This is a genomic window from Streptomyces sp. NPDC043746 (genome assembly GCF_056436485.1).
Window position 1 is genome coordinate 283,610 of record NZ_JBWKCM010000002.1, and the last position, 20,925, is coordinate 304,534.

A 20,925-nucleotide genomic window follows, 5' to 3' on the forward strand; every position below is an offset into this window, starting at 1 on the left:
CCGTGACCAAGGAGCCCGCCATGGGATACGCCCATGAATACGCCGACGCGATCATGCACCGCGGCCGGGTCCCGATGGACCCCGTCGACTACGTACCGAACTGGCAGGACGGGCCCCGGAAGGCCAAGTTCTACCCGGGCGCCGACAGCTTCCCGCTGCCCGACGCCCCGTACCCCGCCGACGCCACGCTCGACCGGGGCCTGTTCAGGGCAGGCTCCCCGGGCGAACAGGGCCCAGAAGAAAGGGGGTTCGACCTCGTGACCCTCTCCGGGATGCTCCGCGACTCCTACGGGCTCACCGGCCGCCGCCTGGGCGTCCAGGCCAACACCGACCTGCGCGCCCTGCCCTCCTACCCGCTGGCCAACTGGTCGCGCGGCACGGCCTCCGGCGGCGGGCTCTACCCGGTCGCCGTCCACTGGGTCTCCGGGCCGAGCGGCCCCGTACCGCCCGGGGTGCACTACTACTCCACCCGCCACCACACCATGCAGCGGCTGCTCACCGGTGACGTGACCGGCCGGGTGCGCGCCGCCCTGGGGGAGGGGGCGCCGGGGCCGGAGACTGACCAGTACCTGGTGCTCTCCGTCAAGTACTGGCAGAACGCCTTCAAGTACAACAGCTTCTCCTTCCACGCCGTCTCCATGGACCTCGGCGCCTGTGTCCAGACCTGGCGGATGTGGGCGGCTGCCCGAGGGCTGGCGGTCGAGCCCGCGCTCTGGTTCGACGAGGAACGGCTCGCGGGGCTGCTGGGGGTGGACCCGGAGGAGGAGGGGGTCTTCGCGGTCGTGCCGCTGAAGTGGGCCGGTCACGACAGGCGTTCGGCCCGTGTTCCCAGCGCCCCGGTCTCCGTACGCCGCAAGGACGTGGAGCGCTCCCGTACGGTCCTCACCTTCGACGCGCTGCTGCGGATGCAGGCCGCCACCTCCGCCGACGCCGCCGCCCGCCCGGCCCCCGGGGCCCTCGCCCCGGCCGCCGCGCGCCCCGTCGACCCGGCGGCGGCACAGGTGGCACTGCCGCCCGCCCGGCCGCTGGAGACCGACGTGCGCACCGCGCTCCGCGAGCGCCGCTCCAGCTTCGGTCGCTTCGACGCCCAGCAGCCGGTCACCCGCCCGCAGTTGGCGGCCTGCCTGGCCGCGGCGGTGGCCGGATCGCGGCTCGGCGGGGACACCGGTGACGTAGGGCTGGCGAAGCTGTACGTGTTCGTCAGCCATGTGGAGGGGGTGGAGCCGGGGTCGTACGCGTATGACTCCGAACGGCACAGCCTGCGGCGGGTGAAGGAGGGGCGGCCGGGGCAGTTCCTCCAGCGGAACTACTTCCTGGCCAACTACAACCTGGAGCAGGCCGGGGCCGTCCTGGTGCCGACCGTCCGGACCACCGCCGTGCTGGACGCGGTCGGGGACCGGGGATACCGCCTGGTCAACGCCACCGTCGGGGCCGTCGCCCAGTCCCTCTACACCGCCGCGTCCGCCGTCGACCTGGGCTGCGGGGTGGCCCTCGGCTTCGACAACATCTCCTACATCGAGGAGCTGGGGCTCGGCGGGACGGGCGAGGCGCCGCTGCTCATCATGATGATCGGCAACGAGCGGCCCGCGCCAGCCGACTTCCGCTACGAGATCGCCTGAGCGGGGGAGCCGGCATGAGCCTTCCGACGAACGCATCGGGTCTCCGACCCGCCTTCATGGTCCGGGTCGCCGGGCTGCCGGTCGAGAGCGTGCGGGGGCTGCGCTGCCCCGGGAGCCGCCGCTGGGCCGACGAAGTCCTCGACGAATCAGCGCAGTTGACGCTGGTCGCCAAGAAGGCCGGGGACCGGCTCCACGACCTGATCGGCGGCAGCGACGACGAACCGCTCCGCCGCGCCCTGCTCACGCTGCGCCGGGACATCTTCAACGACCGGCTGCCCGCCGCCGATCTCGCCGACGCCCTGCTCTCCCGGATCCGCGCCCTGGATCCCGCGGCAGCCGTCACCCTCACCGACTGGCTGACCGGTCGCCGCGCCCTGGACGAGCGGCGCGCCGCGGGGGCCGCCCTGCTCGCCGCCGAGACCGGCCGCAGCCGTGAGGCGCTGCGCGAGCTGGCCGGCCACGAGCGGCTGCGCCGGGGGCTGCTGCTCGCCTCACCGGCCCTGGACGCCCAACTCGACGCGTACCGGCGGACGGTCCCGGCGGATGGCGGCCGACCCGACAAGAAGCAGCGCAAGATCGAGCGCTCGCTGCTCTCCTACCTCTACCGCACGGCGTGCAAGACGAGCCCCTTCTCCACCTTCACCGGGGTCGCGCTCGGCTCGCTGACCGGCTCCGACGGGCTGCGGCTGAGGGTGGACGAGGAGTGGCGGGCGCAGGCCCGGCTCAACGTCGTCGCACTGGGCCGCCTCGCGGACGCGGTGGTCGCGGACCCGGCCCGCCGCGCCGATCTGCCGGTCGCGCCCGCGTCGGGGTGGGGCCGCGACGACGACCGGGTGCGGTATGTGCGGCGGTGGGTGACGGCGGGTGACGACGACACGGCCGTCACGTTCGACGCGGTGAAGGACCGGCTGTTCTTCCTGCGCCGCAGCGGCACCCTGGACCGGCTGCTCGGCCTCTTCGAGGAGCGGCGGGGGAGCGTGCTGCGGTACGGGGAGCTGGTGGAGTGGCTGGCCCGCGACCAGGGGGCCGCCCGTGAGGAGTGCGAGCAGTACCTCGGGGCGCTGCTGGAGGTGGGCATGGTCCAGGTGCCGTGTCTGCGGACCGAGGTGCACGACACCGACCCGCTGCGGGCGTTCCAGGGGGCGCTGGGCGGCCTGGAGCGCCCCTGGGCCGACCGGCTCGCGGACCGGCTGGAGGGGCCCGCCCGGTGCGTCGGGCGGTTCGCGGACGCCTCGCCGCAGGAGCGGCGCGTGCTGCTGGACGCGCTGCGGGCGCAGCTGCGGGCGGTGCAGGAGGAGCTGGGCGCGGAGCGGGCGAAGGTGCCGCAGACGCTGCTGTACGAGGACGTGGCGGCGGGCGGCCGGGGGCCGGGGGGCGCGGGGGCCGGGGCCCGCGTTCCCGGCGGACCGGCGGGTGCCGGGGGTGCTCCGGGCGGTGCCGCGGAGGGGGTGCGCACGGAGCTGGACCCCGCCGCCTGGGCGGAGCTGGTCGCCGGGCCGCTGGCGGCCGTCGAGCGGGTGCTGCCCGCCTTCGACCTCACCCTGCCGCAGCGGATCACCTTCGAGGGCTTCTTCCTCGCGCGGTACGGGCGCGGGGGCCGGTGCGAGGACCTCCTGAAGCTGGTCCACGACTTCCATGAGGACTTCTTCGACCAGTACATGACGTTCACCGCCGCCCGCACCCCGTACGGTGCCGACGGCACCTACGTCCCCGAGGTCAACTGGCTGGGCCTGGACCGGCTGCGCGCGCTCGACACCGCACGGCGCACCTTCACCGCCCGGATGACCGCCCTGTGGGAGGCGGCCGGACCGGAGGCGGCCGAAGTGCGGCTGGACGACGGCCTCCTGGCTGAGGTGGCCGGGCAACTCGACGGGCTGGCACCGCACTTCGCGCCGATGAGCCACCACCTCCAGATCGCGGACCGCCCCGGCGACCCGCTCGTCGTCCTCAACCGGTCCTACGGCGGCGTCTCGTTCCCCTTCAGCCGGTTCACCCAGCTCTTCGACGGGCTCGACGAACGGCTCCTCGCGGACGCCGACACCCTCGTGCCCGAAGGGGCCGTTCTGGCCGAGGTCACCGGCGGGCCGGTCACCAGCAACCTCAACCTGCACGGCAGGCTGGTCCCGTACGAGATCGTCTGCCCGGGCGAACGCGGCACCCTGGAAGCCGAGTTCAGGATCACCCTGGACGACCTCTTCCTCGTCCACGACCCCGGGGGCGACCGGCTGGCCCTGCGCTCGGCCCGCCTGGGCCGCGAGGTGATCCCCGTCTACCTCGGCTACCTGGTCCCCCTCGCCCTCCCCGAACTGCCCCGCACCCTGCTCCTCCTCTCCCCGACCTCCATGGCCCCGCTCAACGTCTGGGGCGGGGTCCCCGAGGGCGCCCCGGACACGGGCGGGGTAACCGCCCGGCCCCGGGTCCGGCACGGCTCGCTGGTCCTCAGCAGGCGCAGCTGGAGCGCCCCGGCCGCCGCCCTGCCGCTGCACCGGGCCGGGGCGCCGGAGGACGGCTGGTTCCTGGACTGGCACGCCTTCCGGCGCAGCCGCGGGCTGCCCGACCGGGTCTTCGCCACCGTCTCCGACTCCGGGGCCCGGGGCGCGACGGGGGCCAAGCCGCAGTACCTGGACTTCGACAGCCCGCTCTCCCTGGCGGCCTTCGAGGCCCTGATCAGGACCCCGGAGGCCCGGGTGGTGTTCCGCGAGGCGCTCCCCGACGAGGACGCCCTGCACACCGTCTCCGGCCACGGCCGCCATGTCGCCGAACTGGCCGTGGAGACGGCCGTACCCGCCCGCAGGAGGACCCCATGACGCTCCCCGCCGCCCCCACCCCCACCGCCCCGGCCGCCACGCCCGCGACCACCGCCGGTGCCTGGCAGGCCACCCATGTCTTCTACGCCGCCAACCCCCGCCCCTTCCTCCTGCACTGCGTCCGCCCGCTGGTCGCGGAGCTGGAGGCGGACGGGCTGCTCGCCGGCTACTTCTTCATCAACTACTGGCTGGAGGGCCCTCACGTACGCCTCCGCCTCAGGCCTTCGTCGCCCAGCGCCGAGGCCGAGGTGGCCCGCCGCACCGAGCGGGCCGTGGACGCGTTCCTCGCGGAGCGGCCCGCGCTCTACGAGGTCGACTCCGGGTTCCTCAACGACTTCTACAACAGCCTCTTCGACATCGAGTTCCCCGGCAGCGAGCGCGGCCACTACATGGACGACCAGGGCCGGATGAACCTGCGCCCCAACAACTCCCGCCACCGCGAGCGTTACGAACCGGAGTTCGGGAAGTACGGCGGCCCGGCCGGGATCGAGCTGGCCGAGTGGCACTTCCGCCACTCCAGCGATCTGGTCGTCGACGCGCTCGCCACCAAGAACCTCCACCTGCGCACGGTCCTGCTCGGCACCTCGGCCCAGCTGATGATGGTGATGTCGTCGACGTTCCTGCCGGAGCGCGACGAACTGACCCGGTACCTGGACAGCTACTACGAGTTCTGGCACCGCGCCTTCCCCGGCACCGGCTTCATCGGCACCGACGAGTACGACCGCAACTACGCCCGGACGGCGGACGGGCTGCGCGACCGGTTCGCCCGCATCCGGGCCGCCACCGCACCGCCCGGGAGCGCCCGTTCGCTGCCCGGATCGCTGGCCGGGTGGGCCGAGCACTGCGCCGAACTCCGGGACCGGGCCCGGAAGCTGGCCGTCGACGGGGACCTGGTCTTCCGGTCCTGGGACGGCGAGCGGGACGAGCGGGTCACCGATCCGGCGGTGGCGCTGCCGCTGCTGCTCTCCCCCTACATGCATATGACCAACAACCGGCTGCACGTGACGATCCGGGACGAGGCGTATCTCAGCCATGTTCTGGGCCGGGTCCTCAAGGAGTCCGCATGAGCGCGTCCGGGGGGTCCCCGGGGGCCTTTGCCGGGCTCGCCGCCTACCGGCCCGAGCTGCGCCCCCGTGTCCTGCTCAGCGCCCCGCTGCTCGACGGGGCCGCCACCGTCCACCTGATCAAGGACACCGAAAGCGGCAACTCCTTCAGGGTCGGGCCGAAGGAGCACTTCCTCATCGCCCGCATGGACGGGGAGCGGAGCCTGGCGGAGATCGGTGAGGAGTACGCGGGGGAGTACGGGCGGCGGCTGGGCGAGGCCCACTGGCAGCAGATCCTGACCAAGCTGGGGACCAGGGGGCTGCTGGCCGGAACGCCCGCCCCGGCCGCACCGGTCACCCCGCCCGAGCCGCGCACCCTGCTGCGCGGCACCCTCCCCCTGGTCGCCGACGCCGACGCCACCACCGCCCGCCTCCACCGGTCCTTCGGCCTCCTGCTCGCGCCCTGGGTGCTGGTCCCGCTGCTGGCGCTGGTGGTGGCGATGGAGGCGGTCGTCGTCGTCCGGTCCGGCGAACTGCTCGTCGCCGTAAGGGAACTGCTGACCAGCCCCGTCCTGCTGACCGGCACCGCGATCCTGCTCTGGGTGAGCACCGCGCTCCATGAACTCGCCCACGGCGTGGTGGCCCGGCACTACGGCGGACAGGTCGCGGAGATCGGGCTGCGCTGGCGGCTGCCCGCCGTCATCATGTACTGCACGGTCGACGACTACCTCTACCTGAGCGGCCGTTGGCCCCGTATCGCCACCGCTGTCGCGGGCGCGGTGATGAACCTCCTCTTCCTGCTCCCCTTCTGCGCGCTGTGGCTCTTCGCCCCGCTCGACGACGCCACGTACGAGGCGCTGTCCGCGCTGCTGCTCCTCGGCAGCATCCAGGCGTTCGCGATGCTCGTACCGCTGCCGCCGCTGGACGGCTACAAGATCGCGGGCCAACTGGCCGGGGCCACCGAACTCGCCGCCTCCACCGGCTCCTACCTGCGGCTCGCCCTGCGCCGCGCCCCGGAGGCGGCGGCCTACCCCCGCCGGGCCCGAATCGCCTACCCCGCCTATGCGTTGAGCGTGGTGCTGGTTCTCGCCGCTCTGGTCGCGGCGGCCGTCGCGGGCGTCCATCATCTGCTGACGGCCTGAGCCCCCTCCGGGCCCCGAAGCCCCGTGTTCCACCCCAAGGAGAGTTCCATGACGTCCACCACCCCCCGCACCCCGCACGACCCCCCGGTGGAACCGGCCGCCGGGCCCGCCGCCGTCGCGCTGACCGGCGTCCACAAGGCCTACGGCACCACCCGGGCGGTCGACGGGGTCTCGCTGACCGTCGAGCGCGGGGAGTTCTTCGGGCTGCTCGGGCCCAACGGGGCGGGCAAGACCACCCTCGTCGAGATCATGGAGGGCCAGCGGCGCGCCGACTCCGGGACGGTGGCGGTCCTGGGCGAGAGCCCCTGGCCCCGCAACACCGCCCTGCTGCCCCGGCTCGGCGTGCAGACCCAGAGTTCCTCGTTCTTCGTCCGGCTGACCGCCCGCGAACACCTGGCCACCATGGCCGCCCTCTACCGGTGCGACCCGGCCGCCGCCCAGCGGGCCCTGGCCTCCGTCGGCCTCACCGAGCAGGGGAGCACCCGGGTCGACGACCTCTCCGGCGGGCAGCGGCAGCGGCTCGCCATCGCCTCCGCCCTCGTCCACGACCCCGAGCTGATCTTCCTGGACGAGCCGACCGCCGCCCTCGACCCGCAGGCCCGCCGCGCGCTCTGGCAGGTGCTCCGGGACCTCAAGGGCGCGGGCCGCACCATCGTCTACACCACCCACCACCTGGACGAGGCCGAGGCGCTCTGCGACCGGGTCGCGATCATGGTCGCGGGCAGGGTCGCCGCGCTCGACAGCCCCGGCCGGCTCATCGCGGCCTCCAGCCCCACCACCCGGCTGCTCGTCCCGGCGGACCGGCTCAGCGTGGAGCGGGCCCGGGCCATCCCGGGCGTCGACCGGGTCACCGAGGAGGGCGGCTCGGTCGTCCTGGAGACCCTCACCTCGGGCCCGGTGCTCGCGGCCGTGGACGGGATCGCGGGGCTCCAGGGCGTACAGACCAGGACGGCGAGCCTGGAGGACGTCTACCTGGCGCTCACGGGTGCCGAGGCACCCCTGCCGCCTGCGTAGCCCCCCGCCCGGGCCGCCTGAGCAGCCCGCCGCCCCGCGCCCGCGAACCACCGATACGGAGACACCCCCATGAGCGCCTACACCGCGCTGAGCCAGGCCGGATACCGGGCCTACACCCGCGACCGCACCACCCTCTTCTTCACCTTCGCCTTCCCGCTGATCTTCCTGGTCGTCTTCGGGCTGATCTTCCACGGCCAGACCGTCGAGGAGAGCGGCAAGCCCTACATCAACTACATCGCGCCCGGCGTCCTGTCCTGGGGCGTCGGCAACGCCGCCGTCTTCGGCGTCGGGTTCGTCCTCATGCAGTGGCGGCGCGACGACATCCTCCGGCTGATCCGGATGACGCCCACCCCCGTCTCCGCCGTGCTCGCCTCGCGCTACGTGCTGGCGCTCGGCATCGGGGCCGTCCAGGCGGTGCTGTTCGTCGCCGTGGCCCTGCTGCCCTCCTTCGGGCTCCAGTTGGACGGCCGCTGGCCGCTCGCCGTGCCGGTGCTGGTGCTCGGCATCACCGCGTTCCTCGCGCTCGGCGTCATCGTCGGCAGCTACGCGAAGACCCCGGAGGCGGTCGCAGCCGTCGCCAACTGCCTGATGATCCCCATGGCGTTCCTCTCCGGTTCGTTCTTCCCGCTGGACGCCATGCCCGGCTGGATGCAGAACCTCTCCCGCGTCCTGCCGCTGCGCTACCTCAACGACGGAGTCTCCGGCGCGCTGACCGGCGGCGGCTCCGTCCAGGACATCGGCATCGCCTGCGCGGTGCTCGCCGGATTCGCCCTCGTCCTCGGCGCGGTGGCGCTGAAGACCTTCCGCTGGAGCGACAAGTCATGACGACGGTGACCGCCGACTCCCCCCTGGACCTGGCCCGCACCCACCTCCAGGACGCCCTGTCCGCACGGCACCGGGGCGAGCGGCCCGGCAGCCTTCCCGCTCCGTACGTCGTTCCGCTCGGGGCCGCCGACACCCTCGGCTTCGGCCGCCGGGACCCGTACGCCGACACCCGACCGGCCGCCAACGTCCAGCTCACCTCCCGGGCCGTGCTGATCGGCCCCTGGGGCGGCGGACCCGGGACCACGGCCTGCGGGCAATGCCTCGCGATGCGGTGGCAGCGGCTGCGCAGCCGGTCGGAGCGGGAGGCGCTGGAGCTGGGGTACGAGCCGAGGGGCGCGGCGTACTGGCCGGTGCTCACGCCGTACGCGGTGGACGCGGTGTGGGCGGTCTACGGGGCGGTGCTGGAGGGCGGGGCCGGGGGCGGCCCCGGTGCCCCCGGCCCCGCCCCCGCGAGGACCGCCGACCCCGACGCCACCCCCGCCGACCGCGCCCTCCCCCAGGTCACCCGGGTCGACCTGGGCACCCTCGCCACGGCCACCTTCCCGCTGCTCCCCGAACCCCTCTGCCCCGCCTGCGTCACCGAGGTCCCCGACACGGCGGAAGCCGCCCGGATGGCGCCCGCCCCCACCCCCAAGCCGTCTCCCGACGCCTACCGCGTCCGCACCCTGGACTCCTTCCCCCTGCCGACGGCCGCGCTCGCCAACCCGGTGTGCGGGGCGCTCGGTTCGAGCATCTGGATCAACCCCGCGTCCACCACCACCGCCCCGGCCGCCGGCACCCACTTCGTCCGCGGGTACGCCGGTCTCAACGACGTCACCTGGAGCGGCCAGGCCAACCGGTACACCACCAGCCGCACCCTCGCCCACCTGGAGGGCCTGGAGCGGTACGCGGGCACCCACCGCAGGCGCGGCACCTCCCCGGTCCTCGACAGCTACAACGCCCTCGCCGCCCGGACCGGGACCCGGGCCCTGAACCCCGCCGACTGCGGCTCCTACGCCCCCGAGACCTACGCCTCTGACCCCCTGGTCAGCCCCTTCGACCCGGACCGGGCCATCCCCTGGGTCTGGGGCCACTCCCTGCGCGACGAGGAACCGGTCCTGGTCCCGGCCCGGCTCGCCCACTACGGGGCCGGGGTCGACGCCGACAACTTCGTCTTCGAATGCTCCAACGGCTGTGCCACGGGCGGGAGTCTGGAGGAGGCCATCCTCTTCGGCCTCCTCGAACTGGTCGAGCGGGACGCCTTCCTCCTCGCCTGGTACGGCCGCGCCCGCCTGGCCGCCATCGACCTCACCACCGCCACCACCGCGCCCGCCGTCCGCTCCATGGTCGACCGGGCGGCCCTGCACGGCTACGACGTGCACGCCTTCGACACCCGGATGGACCTGGCCGTCCCCGTCGTCACCGCCCTCGCCGTCCGGCGCGACGGCGGACCCGGCACGCTCTCCTTCGGCGCCGCGGCCGGCTTCGACCCGGCGGAAGCGGTGGAGGCGGCGCTCTCGGAAGTGCTCACCTACATCCCGCACCTGCCCGGCCAGGTGGCCGACCGCCGCAGCGAACTGGAGGCGATGGAAAGGGACTTCACCAAGGTCCTGCACCTCAAGGACCACGCACAGCTCTACGGGCTGCCGTCGATGGCCCGGCATGCGGCCGAGTTCCTGGAGCCGGTCGCCGTCCTCCCTCTGGAGGAGACGTTCGCCGACTGGGTGCGGCTGCGCCCGCGCACCGGAGACCTGCTGGACGATCTGCGGTGTCTGCGCGACCAGTTGACGGGCGCCGGGTACGACGTGATCGCCGTCGACCAGACGACCCACGAGCAGCGGCGGATGGGCCTGCACACCGTCTCCGCCATCGTCCCGGGCCTCCTGCCCATGGACTTCGGCTGGGGCAGGCAGCGGGCCCTGCGCATGCCCCGGCTGCGGACCGCGCTGCGGGAGGCGGGGCGGCGGGCGGATGACCTGACGGAGGCGGAGATCAAGGCCGCCCCGCACCCGTTCCCGTGACCGGGCCCGTTCCCGTACGGGGCGACCGGCTCCGTCCACCCCGTACGCCGGCCCCCTCCGACCGACGGAGGGGGCCGGCGTACGCGCGCCGGGGGGAGGGCGTCAGGCGCTGCAGGAGGTGGTGCTGGTGGTGCTGGAGCAGGTGGAGGTGGAGGAGGTGGACGTGCAACCGGCGAGGACGACCTCCGCCGCGTCGGAGTAGTCCGAGATCTCGAAGGTCTCCGACTCCAGCTCCAGGATCTCGTCGGCGAGGGTGGTCAGCTCGGTCTTGGGGGCCATGGTGTTCTCCCTGGTCTCGTGGGGACCGGCCGGCGGCTCCGGCCCGGTGTCCCCGTCCTGGATCCATTGGAGGGGTGGCCGCTGTCAGATCGGCCGCGCTTTCGCTGTCACTTCGCTGGCACCCGATGACAGCGGGACGGCGGGGGCTCTGACAGCCCGACGGATCAGGCTCGTTGAGCAGAGATGAGGTGCGAAGTGGTCGCAGCGGCGAGAGCGGCGAAGAACACGAACGGCGCGGACGGCGGCGGGCGGGCGGGAGCGGGCCCGGGCGACGAGGCGCGCGCGGACGACGGCACGAGGGACGACGGACCCGGGGGCGGCGACGGGTGCGCGGGGGCGGACGCGTACGGCGACGGTTGTGCGGGGGCGGACGCCTACGACGACGGGCGAGCGGGGGCCGGAGGCACGCCCCCGCCCCGCCCCCTGCTCCGCGCCGCCCTGGCGCTCTACCTCGACCTGCACGCCCACCCCGAACTCTCCGGCCACGAGCACCGCACCGCAGGCGCCCTCGCCGCCCGGCTGGCCGAACACGGCTGCACGGTCACCCGGGCCGTCGGCGGCGGCCACGGGCTCGTCGGGGTCCTGCGCAACGGCCCCGGCCCCACCGTGCTCCTGCGCACCGAACTCGACGCGCTCCCCGTCACCGAGGCCACCGGACTGCCGTACGCGAGCACCACCCCCGGGGTCATGCACGCCTGCGGCCACGACCTGCACATCGCGGCCCTCACCGGGGCGGTGGCCCTCCTCGCCGCCGACCGGGAGAGCTGGCGCGGCACCCTGCTCGTGGTGGGCCAGCCCGCCGAGGAGACGCTGAGCGGGGCCCGGTCGATGCTGGCGGACGGGCGGCTGTACGAGCGGTTCGGCACCCCGGACGCGGCCCTCGCCCAGCACGCCGCCCCGCTCCCCGCCGGGACCCTCGCCCACGCTCCGGCCGGGGCACCCCTCATGGCGGGCAGTGTCGCGGCCGACATCACGCTGCACGGCAGGGGCGGCCACGCGGCGACCCCGCACCTCACCGTCGACCCGGTCCTGATGGCCGCCGCCACCGTGCTCGGGCTCCAGCCGGTGGTGGCCCACGCGACCGCCCCCGCCGAACAGGCCGTGCTCACCGTGGGCTCGGTGCGGGCCGGGGAGCGCGGAAACGTCACTCCGGACCGCGCCGAACTCTCGCTCACCGCAAGGGCGTTCACCGATTCGGCCCTCGACCGCCTGCTGGCCGCCGCGACCCGTGTCGTACGGGCCCAGGCCGCCGCGTCGGGTGCCCCGCGCGACCCGGACCTCACGGTGACGGCCCGCTCACCCGCTCTGCTCCCCGACCCGGCGCTCACGGCGACGGTCCGCCACGCCCACGAGAGGGCGTTCGGTGTGGGCCGGGTCCTGGACGCCGCCCCCGCGACGGCCACCGAGGACTTCCCGCACTTCGCTGCGGGCGGGGTGGCGACGGCGTACTGGCTGCTCGGCACCACCGGCGTACGGCAGTGGCGCGCGGCCCGCTCCGGGGGCGCCCCCGTGCCCCCGAACCACGCCCCCGGCTTCGCCCCCGACGTGTCCACGGCCCTCCCGGCCGGCATCACGGCGCTGGCGACGGCGGCCCGGCAGGTACTGGACCCGGGGCCGGACGGCGGCGGGCGGGCCGCACAGGGCCCCGTACGGCCCACGGCACGGGCCGCGCACCCGGCCCGCGCCCGGGAGGCGGGCTCATGACGCCCGCGCGGGGCCGGGGCGGGGTCGCCCACGTCGTCCTGGTACGCCGCGACCGGGCCGCCCCGAGCGGCTGGACCACCGTCGTACGGCTCCTGGGGCTGCTCCCCGGCCACTGGTCCTGCCACCCGGAGGTGGGCCAGGACAGGGTGGTGCTGCGGGTCGAGTTGGCGGGGGCGACGGACGCCCCGGCGGTGCGGAGGGCGGTCTCCTGCGTCCTGGCGGACACGGCGCTGCGGGGCTGGACGGAGGGGGACTGAGCGCCTGCGGGGCTGGACGGAGGGGTTGACGACGCACCTCCCCCACGGCCCCCGATCCGATTGCCCGGGACCGTGCCCCGGACGCGCGGGGCCGGGCCCCTCGAACGCCCCGGAAAGCCGTGCCCCGGACGCCCGGGACCGTGCGCGCCCGGACGGTCAGATCCAGCCCCGCTCGCGGGCGAGCAGCGCGGCCTGGGCGCGGCTGGCTGCGCCGAGGGTCTGCATCAGCTCGGCGACATGGCGCCGGTAGGTCCTCACGGACACGCCCAGCTCCCGGGCCCCGGCCTCGTCCTTGCCGACCGTGCACATCGCCACGAGGACCCGCCGCTCCATGGTGGAGAGCCCGTCGCGGGACGGCCCGTTCCCGCCGCCGGCCGCGGGCAGCTCCTCGGCCTGGTCCCAGATCCGTTCGAAGAGCGCGATGATGTTGGAGACGAGGCCGCTGCGGTGGGCGAGCAGGGCGCCCCGCGATGTGTCGCGGGGGTCCAGCGGGACGAGGGCGGCCCGGCGGTCGTAGACGAGGAGCCGTTCGGCGGTGTCGGCGGTGACTCGGATCGACGCCCCGTGGTCGGACAGCTCCCGCAGGTAGGCGGCGGTGGGCGGGTCCTGGAGGGCGACGGCGGAGACGACGTTGCGGATCTTGACGCCCCGTCTCAGACAGCGCAGGTCCAGCGGTCTGGAGCGGGCGATGTTCTCCGGGGAGAGCCGGGTGTACGGCTCCACGGAGAGGATCTCGTCCCGGGCGAAGAAGGCGAGGTCGTCGATCCGGTTGCGGATCTGGGCCAGTCCCTCCAACTGCTCGATGCCCTGCGGAGGCGGCGTACGGGCCCCCTGCTCCGCGCGTAGACCGTCAATGACGTGCCGCGACCGGGTGACGCGCTGGAGCTCCTGGTGGAGTGCGTGGAGCCGCAGGTCGATCAGGCGGGACAAGGCGGTCTCGGGGTCCTCGGGGGCGATCCGGCGGCCGTCGTCCTCCACGCGCAGCAACCCCAGCTCCCGCAGCCGGTCGATCCGGGCGCGGGCCTGGCCGGGCTCGGTGTGCAGGAGGAGGTGGAGGTCGTCGGCGGTGGTGGAGGGGTTGCGCAGGAAGTGGCGGTAGATCTCCTCCTCGGCGTCGGAGACTCCGAAGACCGCCATCTCGTTCTCGCCCACGTACGCCCCCGATACCCGATACCTGGTGTCCGCTTGAGTCCGTGCACCGCGGGGGACCGCCCCGCGGTGCCGGTCGCCGCCCGCCGTGGCGGCCGGTGGAACTGTTCGTGCGCCGGTGGATCCCTCGGAAACCGTTCGTGCCATGGTCGGCCACAGACTAGACGCTGGGATCATTCCTGTGAGGGCCCCGGACGGAACTGTGTGCCGTACGGAGATGAACGGTGGGCGACCGGCGACGAGCGGTGCCCGTGGAGCGACGGACGGAGGGGGACAGGCGCCGCCGGTACCGACGGACGGCCTCGCGTCGGCCCCAGGGCCGACCGCCCCCGCCCACGGCCGACCGCCGCCCCGCCCACGGCTGAACCCCCGCGTACGGGAACAGCGCCTGGCACCCGTGGGGACCTGGCACCCGTGGGGCCCGGAGAATCCCCACACGACCGTCCCGCCACGCCTCCCGCGCACGGTCCGGCATGCCCCCGCACCACCGTCCCGGCATGCCCGCATATCGGCCACCCTCCGGTGTGCGGGAGCGACTGTCACTACCGGGTCGTAGTCTGGAACCCCCGGCTCGTCCCACGTGTCGGGCTCTTCGCGTTGCCCCCGGCCGCGGCAGCCGGCTGCCGCGCCCACACCTGAACACCTCATGACCCGGACGGATGCCCTTATGAGCCTGCACGGTCTGCTGGATGTCGTCGTGACGGACCCGGCGATCGCCGAGGCGGTCAAGGCCGCCACCGACGGCCACCGTACGCATGTCGACCTGGTGGGTCCGCCCGGCGCCCGGCCCTTCGCGGTGGCCGCGCTGGCCCGGCAGACCGGCCGGACCGTGCTGGCCGTCACCGCGACCGGCCGGGAGGCCGAGGACCTGGCCGCCGCCCTGCGGACACTGCTGCCGCCGGACACGGTGGCGGAGTTCCCGTCCTGGGAGACCCTGCCGCACGAGCGCCTCTCGCCGCGCTCGGACACCGTGGGCCGCCGCCTGGCCGTGCTGCGGCGGCTGGCGCACCCGCGCGAGGACGACCCGGAGACGGGCCCGGTCTCCGTCGTCGTCGCGCCGATCCGGTCCGTGCTCCAGCCGCAGGTCAAGGGGCTGGGGGAGCTGGAGCCGGTCTCGCTCACCAGCGGGCAGAGCGCGGACCTGGGCGAGGTGGTGGAGGCGCTGGCGGCCGCCGCGTACGCGCGGGTGGAGCTGGTGGAGAAGCGGGGCGAGTTCGCCGTACGGGGCGGGATCCTGGACGTCTTCCCGCCGACCGAGGAGCACCCCCTTCGGGTGGAGTTCTGGGGCGACGACGTGGAGGAGATCCGGTACTTCAAGATCGCCGACCAGCGGTCGCTGGAGGTCGCCGCGCACGGACTGTGGGCGCCGCCCTGCCGTGAGCTGCTGCTGACCGACGAGGTACGGGAGCGGGCCGCCGCCCTCGCCGAGGCCCACCCGGAGCTGGGCGAGCTGCTGGGCAAGATCGCGGAGGGCATCGCCGTCGAGGGCATGGAGTCGCTGGCCCCGGTGCTGGTGGACGACATGGAGCTGCTGCTCGACGTGCTGCCGAAGGGTGCGATGGCGCTGGTCTGCGACCCGGAGCGGGTGCGGACGCGGGCGGCGGACCTGGTGGCGACGAGCCAGGAGTTCCTGACGGCGTCGTGGGCGGCGAGCGCGGGCGGCGGCGAGGCCCCGATCGACGTGGGCGCGGCCTCGCTGCGGAGCATCGCGGACGTCCGGGACCGGGCCCGTGAGCTGGGGATGCTGTGGTGGTCGACCTCCCCGTTCGCGGCGGAGGACGCCGAGCTGGACGAGGACACCCTCAAGCTGTCGATGCACGCTCCCGAGGCGTACTGGGGGGACACCGCCCGCGCGCTGGCCGACACCAAGGGGTGGCTGGCCGAGGGCTGGCGCACGGTGTACGTGACGGAGGGCCAGGGGCTCGCCTCCCGTACGGTCGAGGTGCTCGGCGGCGAGGGCATCGCGGCCCGCTTCGTCCCGGACCTGGCCGAGATCGCCCCGTCCGTGGTCCATGTCTCCTGCGGCGCGCTCGACCAGGGGTTCGTGGACCCGGCGCTGAAGCTGGCGGTGCTCACCGAGACCGACCTGACGGGCCAGCGCACGGCCACCAAGGACCTGGGCCGGATGCCGGCCCGGCGGCGGAAGACGATCGACCCGCTGACGCTGGAGGCGGGCGACTACATCGTCCACGAGCAGCACGGTGTGGGCCGGTACGTGGAGATGGTGCAGCGCACGGTCCAGGGCGCGACCCGCGAATACCTGCTGGTCGAGTACGCCCCGGCCAAGCGCGGCCAGCCCGGCGACCGGCTCTACATCCCGACCGACCAGCTGGAGCAGGTCACCAAGTACGTGGGCGGCGAGGCCCCGACCCTGCACCGGCTCGGCGGCGCCGACTGGACGAAGACGAAGCAGCGGGCGAAGAAGGCGGTCAAGGAGATCGCCGCCGACCTGATCAAGCTGTACTCGGCCCGGATGGCGGCCCCCGGCCACTCCTTCGCCCCGGACACCCCCTGGCAGCGGGAGCTGGAGGACGCGTTCCCGTACGCGGAGACGCCCGACCAGCTCTCCACCATCGCCGAGGTCAAGGAGGACATGGAGAAGACGGTCCCGATGGACCGGCTGATCTGCGGTGACGTCGGCTACGGCAAGACGGAGATCGCGGTCCGGGCGGCGTTCAAGGCGGTCCAGGACGGCAAGCAGGTGGCGGTGCTCGTCCCCACCACGCTCCTGGTCCAGCAGCACTACGGCACGTTCACCGAGCGCTACGCCCAGTTCCCGGTCAACGTCCGCGCCCTGAGCCGTTTCCAGTCGGAGACGGAGTCCAAGGCGACGCTCGAAGGCCTGAGGGACGGCTCGGTCGACCTGGTCATCGGCACCCACCGCCTCTTCTCCTCCGAGACGAAGTTCAAGGACCTCGGCCTGGTCATCGTGGACGAGGAGCAGCGGTTCGGCGTCGAGCACAAGGAGCAGCTGAAGAAGCTCCGCGCCAACGTGGACGTGCTCACCATGTCCGCGACGCCCATCCCCCGTACGCTCGAAATGGCGGTCACCGGCATCCGCGAGATGTCCACGATCACCACCCCGCCGGAGGAGCGCCACCCGGTGCTCACCTTCGTCGGCCCGTACGAGGAGAAGCAGATCGGCGCGGCGATCCGCCGTGAACTCCTGCGCGAGGGCCAGGCGTTCTACATCCACAACCGGGTCGAGTCCATCGACCGGGCCGCCGCCCGCCTGCGCGAGATCGTCCCCGAGGCGCGGATCGCGACAGCCCACGGGCAGATGTCCGAACAGGCCCTGGAACAGGTGGTGGTGGACTTCTGGGAGAAGAAGTTCGACGTCCTGGTCTCCACGACGATCGTCGAGTCCGGCATCGACATCTCCAACGCCAACACCCTGATCGTGGAGCGCGGCGACAACTTCGGCCTCTCCCAACTCCACCAGCTGCGCGGCCGGGTGGGCCGAGGCCGGGACCGAGGCTACGCCTACTTCCTCTACCCGCCCGAGAAGCCCCTGACGGAGACCGCCCACGAGCGCCTGGCGACCATCGCCCAGCACACGGAGATGGGCGCGGGCATGTACGTGGCGATGAAGGACCTGGAGATCCGGGGCGCGGGCAACCTGCTGGGCGGTGAGCAGTCCGGCCACATCGCGGGCGTCGGCTTCGACCTGTACATCCGCATGGTCGGCGAGGCGGTGGCCGACTACCGGGCCCAGATGGAGGGCGCCGTGGAGGAGGAGCCCCCGCTGGAGGTCAAGATCGAGCTCCCGGTCGACGCGCACGTCCCGCACGACTACGCCCCCGGCGAGCGCCTCCGCCTCCAGGCCTACCGCGCGATCGCCCAGGCCAACTCCGAGGACGACATCCGAGCGGTCCGCGAAGAACTCACCGACCGCTACGGCCCCCTGCCCGAACCGGTCGAGAACCTCCTCCTGGTCGCCGGCCTGCGCATGCTGGCCCGCGCCTGCGGAGTGGGCGAGATCGTCCTCCAGGGCTCCAACATCCGCTTCGCCCCCGTGGAGTTGCGCGAGTCCCAGGAACTCCGCCTCAAGCGCCTCCACCCGAAGACGGTCATCAAGCCGGCCGCCCACCAGATCCTGGTCCCGCGCCCGACGACGGGCAAGATCGGCGGCAAGCCGGTGGTGGGCCGCGAACTGCTGTCGTGGACGGGCGAGTTCCTGGCGACGATCCTGGGGTCGTAGGGCCGGCGGGGCACGGGGCGTTTCTGTACGGTGCGCCGGGTCGGCTAGGGCGCTGCGGGCCGCTTGAACGCGGCCCAGACCGTCTTGCCCACGCTGTGGTGGTCGATGCCGAAGTCCGAGGCGAGTTCACTGACGAGGAACAGGCCGCGCCCAGAACAACTGCCCTCGTCGGCGTCCTGGATCACCGGTCGGCCGTCGCCGCTGTCGCGGACCTCCAGCCGTAGGAAGTCGTCCGTCAGGTCGAGCCGAACGGCGAATTCCCGTCCCGGTGGGGCGCCGTGGAGCAGGGCGTTGGTGGCCAGCTCGGAGACGCAGAGCTGTATGTCGTCGATCAGGGCGGTGAGCTGCCACTCCGTGAGGGCGTCGACGACGAAATCGCGGGAGGCGCGGACAGAGGTGCGCCGTCGGGGAAAGAGCCGTAACTGAGACAGGGACACGGTGGTTCACCGCCTTGCTCGTGGATGGCAACGAGAGGACCGTACTGCTATTCGCGAAAGCTAGCAAGGTACTCTTTGGGGTGTTCGACGGAGTCGCCTACCGTGTGCAGCGGCACGGTCCGAACGGCGAAGGAGAAGCCATGGGTGACGGCGAGATGGTCAGTGCGTCCACTCGCTACCTGGCGCCGTCCACCCCGGGCGATGCCTGGGGAGCCGAGGCGGCGGCAGCAGGGCGGCGGGGTACGCAGAAGGTGGTGCGCGCCGGTGAAGTGGCCGTCCCGGACCGGGTGGCCGACCTGCTCGGCGTGGAGCGGGGCGGGCAGGTCGTCGAGCGGCGCCGGATCATGTATCTCGACGGTGAGCCCTGCGAGTTGACCGACACCTACTACCCCGTGGGGATCGCCCGGGGCACAGGGCTGGCGGGCACGGCGAAGATCCGTGGCGGAGCCCTCGCCCTGCTTGCCGAACTCGGTCACGTCGGCACCCGGGCACAGGAGGATGTGGTGGCCCGCATGCCGTCCGAGAGTGAGCGGGCGGCCCTGTCGCTGAAGGACGGCGAGCCGGTCCTCGAATTGACCCGGCTCACCCTGGACGCGACCGACCGGCCGATCCAGGCCGACGTGATGGTCATGCCTCCCTGGGGTCAGCGACTGCGGTACGAGATCAGGATCGGATGACGGTGCGCGGACCGGAGACAGAAGAGGCGGACGGCCGCCCTCTGCACGAGCGGATCGCGGCCGATCTGCGGGACGACATCATGTCCGGGGAGCTGGCTCCGGGGGACAGTCTTCCCTCCACCGCCCAGCTGAAGGAGAGGTTCGGCGCTGCGAACGCCACGGTCCAGAAGGCTGTGCAGCGCCTCAAGAGCGAGCGGTTGGTGGTCGGACGGGCAGGCGCGTCGGTGACCGTACGCGAACACCGCCAGCGCACGATACGGCCCGCCGCGTACATGGCACCGTCACCATCGGGCGAGCCCTACCGCTGGCTGACCGAAGCGGCGAACTCCGGCGCACGTGCCCACAGCACGCTGCTGGACGTCACCGAGGCGGCCCCTCCGGCGGATGTGGCCGACGCGCTCGGGCTCCGGCAGGGCGGTACGGCCATCCTCCGCCGCCAACTGCTGTCCATTGACGACGAGCCCGCCGAACTCGTGTCGTCCTACTACCCGCTGGACATCGCCGAAGGCACCGCCATCACCGAGCGTCGCCGGATCCGGGGAGGCACGCCCACCCTCCTGGCCTCCCTGGGGCACCCGCCCCGCCTCAGCGTGGACCGGGTCTCGGCGCGGGTCGCCACCCAGGACCAGTACCGCCTCCTCCGCCTCCCCGGCGACCTGCCGGTCCTGCGCACCCTGCGCGTGGTGTTCAGCGACCACGACCGGCCCATCGAGGCCACGGTGATGGTCAAGGCGGGGCATCTGTACGAGGTGCAGTACGAGTTCACCCCGGAATCCGGCTGAACCCACGGGCGCGGAGCCGCCGTCCGGCCGCGAGCCGCCCATGGGCGCGCACCCCTCGGGACAGGAGCTACGTCCGAGCGCTTCACCGTCGGGCGCGAACGGCCGCATTCCACCGGGGTGGGGTCGGTGGTCCAGTGGTTGCCGAACCAGAAGTCCGTGTCGACGGCCGGCAGCCGTATGGCATAGCGATCTCGGACGCCCTGTCCGCGTTCTCGGACACGCCGTCAGCATGCGGATGGGCCCGACGGGAGCGACGTCCCCCCAAGTGGAGCCGACCGAGACCAAGCGCCCGTGGCAGGGTGGGCGAATGGCGACGAACCGCGAGTACTCATCCGATCTCCACCCTAGACCGTGGGGGGACACCGCCCCGGCCCACGAAGATCTCATTGCGGCGAAGGCGCTCGTCTACGACCCCTGTGGATTCACCTGCTCGCAGCCAGTGCCCGAAGCCGAGGGTGCCGCTTACGCCGCCCACGAGTTCACACTTGACGGCCTCTTCATCCGGTTCCGCGCAGCCAAGACGACCCCCACCAAGGTCGGCCAGTTCGTCACCGTCTGGAAGAGGTCCCCGGCCGGTCCTATCCAGCCCTTCGACGCCACGGACCCCGTCGACCTCTTTGTCATCAGCACCCGCGACCGTCACCACTTCGGCCAGTTCGTCTTCCCCACCGACGCGCTCCGTCGACACGGTGTCGTATCAGCAGGCGGTTCCGTTGGGAAACGGGCCTTCCGTGTCTACCCGCCCTGGGCGACCACCACCAACCGCCAGGCCGGCAGTGCGCAGGCGTGGCAGCTGGGCTTCTTCCTGCACCTGCACGAGGGCGGCCCGGTCGACCTGACCCGCGCTCAAGAGCTCTACCACCCGCAGGCCGGCGCTGGCACGACCACAGGACCGGCCGGCCCGGCACACGATCGCTGATCGCCCACGGCCACTGATCATGCGGAATGACTCGTCTAGGATGCTCGGCGTCCCACTCCCGCCCCGCCAG

Annotated in this window: 16 protein-coding genes; 13 read left to right on the forward strand and 3 right to left on the reverse strand. The window is 73.4% G+C overall.

The window, feature by feature from the left end:
* The first annotated feature begins 20 nt into the window (after positions 1 to 20).
* The 7 genes from AC0682_RS03385 to AC0682_RS03415 all read left to right on the forward strand — a co-directional run bounded on the left by AC0682_RS03385 (position 21) and on the right by AC0682_RS03415 (position 10,450).
* Complete coding sequence (locus AC0682_RS03385; RefSeq protein WP_478530710.1) at positions 21 to 1,619, forward strand: nitroreductase family protein; 1,599 nt, start codon at positions 21 to 23, stop codon at positions 1,617 to 1,619.
* Positions 1,620 to 1,633: 14 nt separating this feature from the next.
* The gene (locus AC0682_RS03390; RefSeq protein ID WP_478530711.1) at positions 1,634 to 4,426 is read left to right on the forward strand and encodes a lantibiotic dehydratase; all 2,793 of its coding nucleotides are present in this window, start codon (positions 1,634 to 1,636) and stop codon (positions 4,424 to 4,426) included.
* The gene (locus AC0682_RS03395; RefSeq protein ID WP_478530712.1) at positions 4,423 to 5,493 is read left to right on the forward strand and encodes a lantibiotic dehydratase C-terminal domain-containing protein; all 1,071 of its coding nucleotides are present in this window, start codon (positions 4,423 to 4,425) and stop codon (positions 5,491 to 5,493) included. Before AC0682_RS03390 ends, AC0682_RS03395 begins: the two co-directional genes overlap by 4 nt.
* Positions 5,490 to 6,611 carry a M50 family metallopeptidase gene (locus AC0682_RS03400; protein ID WP_478530713.1) on the forward strand — a complete coding sequence of 374 codons (1,122 nt, stop codon included), beginning with the start codon at positions 5,490 to 5,492 and terminating at the stop codon, positions 6,609 to 6,611. The genes AC0682_RS03395 and AC0682_RS03400 overlap by 4 nt, the downstream gene beginning before the upstream one ends.
* Before the next feature lie 48 nt (positions 6,612 to 6,659).
* Positions 6,660 to 7,625, forward strand: a complete 966-nt coding sequence (locus tag AC0682_RS03405) for an ABC transporter ATP-binding protein (protein WP_478530714.1) — start codon at positions 6,660 to 6,662, stop codon at positions 7,623 to 7,625.
* A gap of 69 nt (positions 7,626 to 7,694) precedes the next feature.
* Positions 7,695 to 8,450: an ABC transporter permease gene (locus AC0682_RS03410; RefSeq protein ID WP_254812385.1), complete on the forward strand. Its 756-nt coding sequence runs from the start codon at positions 7,695 to 7,697 to the stop codon at positions 8,448 to 8,450.
* Complete coding sequence (locus tag AC0682_RS03415) at positions 8,447 to 10,450, forward strand: TOMM precursor leader peptide-binding protein (RefSeq protein WP_478530715.1); 2,004 nt, start codon at positions 8,447 to 8,449, stop codon at positions 10,448 to 10,450. Before AC0682_RS03410 ends, AC0682_RS03415 begins: the two co-directional genes overlap by 4 nt.
* A 102-nt stretch (positions 10,451 to 10,552) precedes the next feature.
* Here AC0682_RS03415 and AC0682_RS03420 read toward each other — a convergent pair whose 3' ends face one another.
* The gene (locus tag AC0682_RS03420) at positions 10,553 to 10,729 is read right to left on the reverse strand and encodes a thiazolylpeptide-type bacteriocin (protein ID WP_478530716.1); all 177 of its coding nucleotides are present in this window, start codon (positions 10,727 to 10,729) and stop codon (positions 10,553 to 10,555) included.
* Positions 10,730 to 10,912: 183 nt separating this feature from the next.
* Between AC0682_RS03420 and AC0682_RS03425 the strand changes: the two genes are divergently transcribed.
* Positions 10,913 to 12,433 carry an amidohydrolase gene (locus AC0682_RS03425; RefSeq protein WP_478530717.1) on the forward strand — a complete coding sequence of 507 codons (1,521 nt, stop codon included), beginning with the start codon at positions 10,913 to 10,915 and terminating at the stop codon, positions 12,431 to 12,433.
* Entirely contained in the window at positions 12,430 to 12,690 is a 261-nt protein-coding gene (locus AC0682_RS03430) for a hypothetical protein (RefSeq protein ID WP_478530718.1), read from the forward strand. Before AC0682_RS03425 ends, AC0682_RS03430 begins: the two co-directional genes overlap by 4 nt.
* Before the next feature lie 156 nt (positions 12,691 to 12,846).
* On the opposite strand, the gene AC0682_RS03435 is transcribed toward AC0682_RS03430, so the two are convergent.
* A complete protein-coding gene (locus AC0682_RS03435) occupies positions 12,847 to 13,842 on the reverse strand; it encodes a helix-turn-helix transcriptional regulator (protein ID WP_478530719.1) in 996 nt (331 codons plus the stop codon).
* Between the two features lie 664 nt (positions 13,843 to 14,506).
* Between AC0682_RS03435 and mfd the strand changes: the two genes are divergently transcribed.
* Positions 14,507 to 18,040, forward strand: coding sequence for a transcription-repair coupling factor (gene mfd / locus AC0682_RS03440; protein ID WP_478530720.1), 3,534 nt, complete (start codon positions 14,507 to 14,509; stop codon positions 18,038 to 18,040).
* Positions 18,041 to 18,084: 44 nt separating this feature from the next.
* Here mfd and AC0682_RS03445 read toward each other — a convergent pair whose 3' ends face one another.
* A complete protein-coding gene (locus tag AC0682_RS03445; protein ID WP_478530721.1) occupies positions 18,085 to 18,477 on the reverse strand; it encodes an ATP-binding protein in 393 nt (130 codons plus the stop codon).
* 140 nt (positions 18,478 to 18,617) lie between these two features.
* Here AC0682_RS03445 and AC0682_RS03450 point away from each other — a divergent pair, with 140 nt between their 5' ends.
* From AC0682_RS03450 to AC0682_RS03460, 3 genes are all read left to right on the forward strand, one after another.
* Positions 18,618 to 19,154, forward strand: coding sequence for a GntR family transcriptional regulator (locus AC0682_RS03450; RefSeq protein WP_478530722.1), 537 nt, complete (start codon positions 18,618 to 18,620; stop codon positions 19,152 to 19,154).
* Positions 19,151 to 19,936, forward strand: coding sequence for a GntR family transcriptional regulator (locus AC0682_RS03455; protein WP_478530723.1), 786 nt, complete (start codon positions 19,151 to 19,153; stop codon positions 19,934 to 19,936). Before AC0682_RS03450 ends, AC0682_RS03455 begins: the two co-directional genes overlap by 4 nt.
* Before the next feature lie 307 nt (positions 19,937 to 20,243).
* Positions 20,244 to 20,855 carry a MepB family protein gene (locus AC0682_RS03460; protein ID WP_478530724.1) on the forward strand — a complete coding sequence of 204 codons (612 nt, stop codon included), beginning with the start codon at positions 20,244 to 20,246 and terminating at the stop codon, positions 20,853 to 20,855.
* Positions 20,856 to 20,925 lie beyond the last annotated feature (70 nt).

Bases quoted from the DNA above. Each gene is read 5' to 3' on its own strand.
- AC0682_RS03385 (WP_478530710.1), top strand. From the start codon at position 21: ATGGGATACGCCCATGAATACGCCGACGCGATCATGCACCGCGGCCGG.
- AC0682_RS03390 (WP_478530711.1), top strand. From the start codon at position 1,634: ATGAGCCTTCCGACGAACGCATCGGGTCTCCGACCCGCCTTCATGGTC.
- AC0682_RS03395 (WP_478530712.1), top strand. From the start codon at position 4,423: ATGACGCTCCCCGCCGCCCCCACCCCCACCGCCCCGGCCGCCACGCCC.
- AC0682_RS03400 (WP_478530713.1), top strand. From the start codon at position 5,490: ATGAGCGCGTCCGGGGGGTCCCCGGGGGCCTTTGCCGGGCTCGCCGCC.
- AC0682_RS03405 (WP_478530714.1), top strand. From the start codon at position 6,660: ATGACGTCCACCACCCCCCGCACCCCGCACGACCCCCCGGTGGAACCG.
- AC0682_RS03410 (WP_254812385.1), top strand. From the start codon at position 7,695: ATGAGCGCCTACACCGCGCTGAGCCAGGCCGGATACCGGGCCTACACC.
- AC0682_RS03415 (WP_478530715.1), top strand. From the start codon at position 8,447: ATGACGACGGTGACCGCCGACTCCCCCCTGGACCTGGCCCGCACCCAC.
- AC0682_RS03420 (WP_478530716.1), bottom strand. From the start codon at position 10,729: ATGGCCCCCAAGACCGAGCTGACCACCCTCGCCGACGAGATCCTGGAG.
- AC0682_RS03425 (WP_478530717.1), top strand. From the start codon at position 10,913: ATGAGGTGCGAAGTGGTCGCAGCGGCGAGAGCGGCGAAGAACACGAAC.
- AC0682_RS03430 (WP_478530718.1), top strand. From the start codon at position 12,430: ATGACGCCCGCGCGGGGCCGGGGCGGGGTCGCCCACGTCGTCCTGGTA.
- mfd (WP_478530720.1), top strand. From the start codon at position 14,507: ATGAGCCTGCACGGTCTGCTGGATGTCGTCGTGACGGACCCGGCGATC.
- AC0682_RS03450 (WP_478530722.1), top strand. From the start codon at position 18,618: ATGGGTGACGGCGAGATGGTCAGTGCGTCCACTCGCTACCTGGCGCCG.
- AC0682_RS03455 (WP_478530723.1), top strand. From the start codon at position 19,151: ATGACGGTGCGCGGACCGGAGACAGAAGAGGCGGACGGCCGCCCTCTG.
- AC0682_RS03460 (WP_478530724.1), top strand. From the start codon at position 20,244: ATGGCGACGAACCGCGAGTACTCATCCGATCTCCACCCTAGACCGTGG.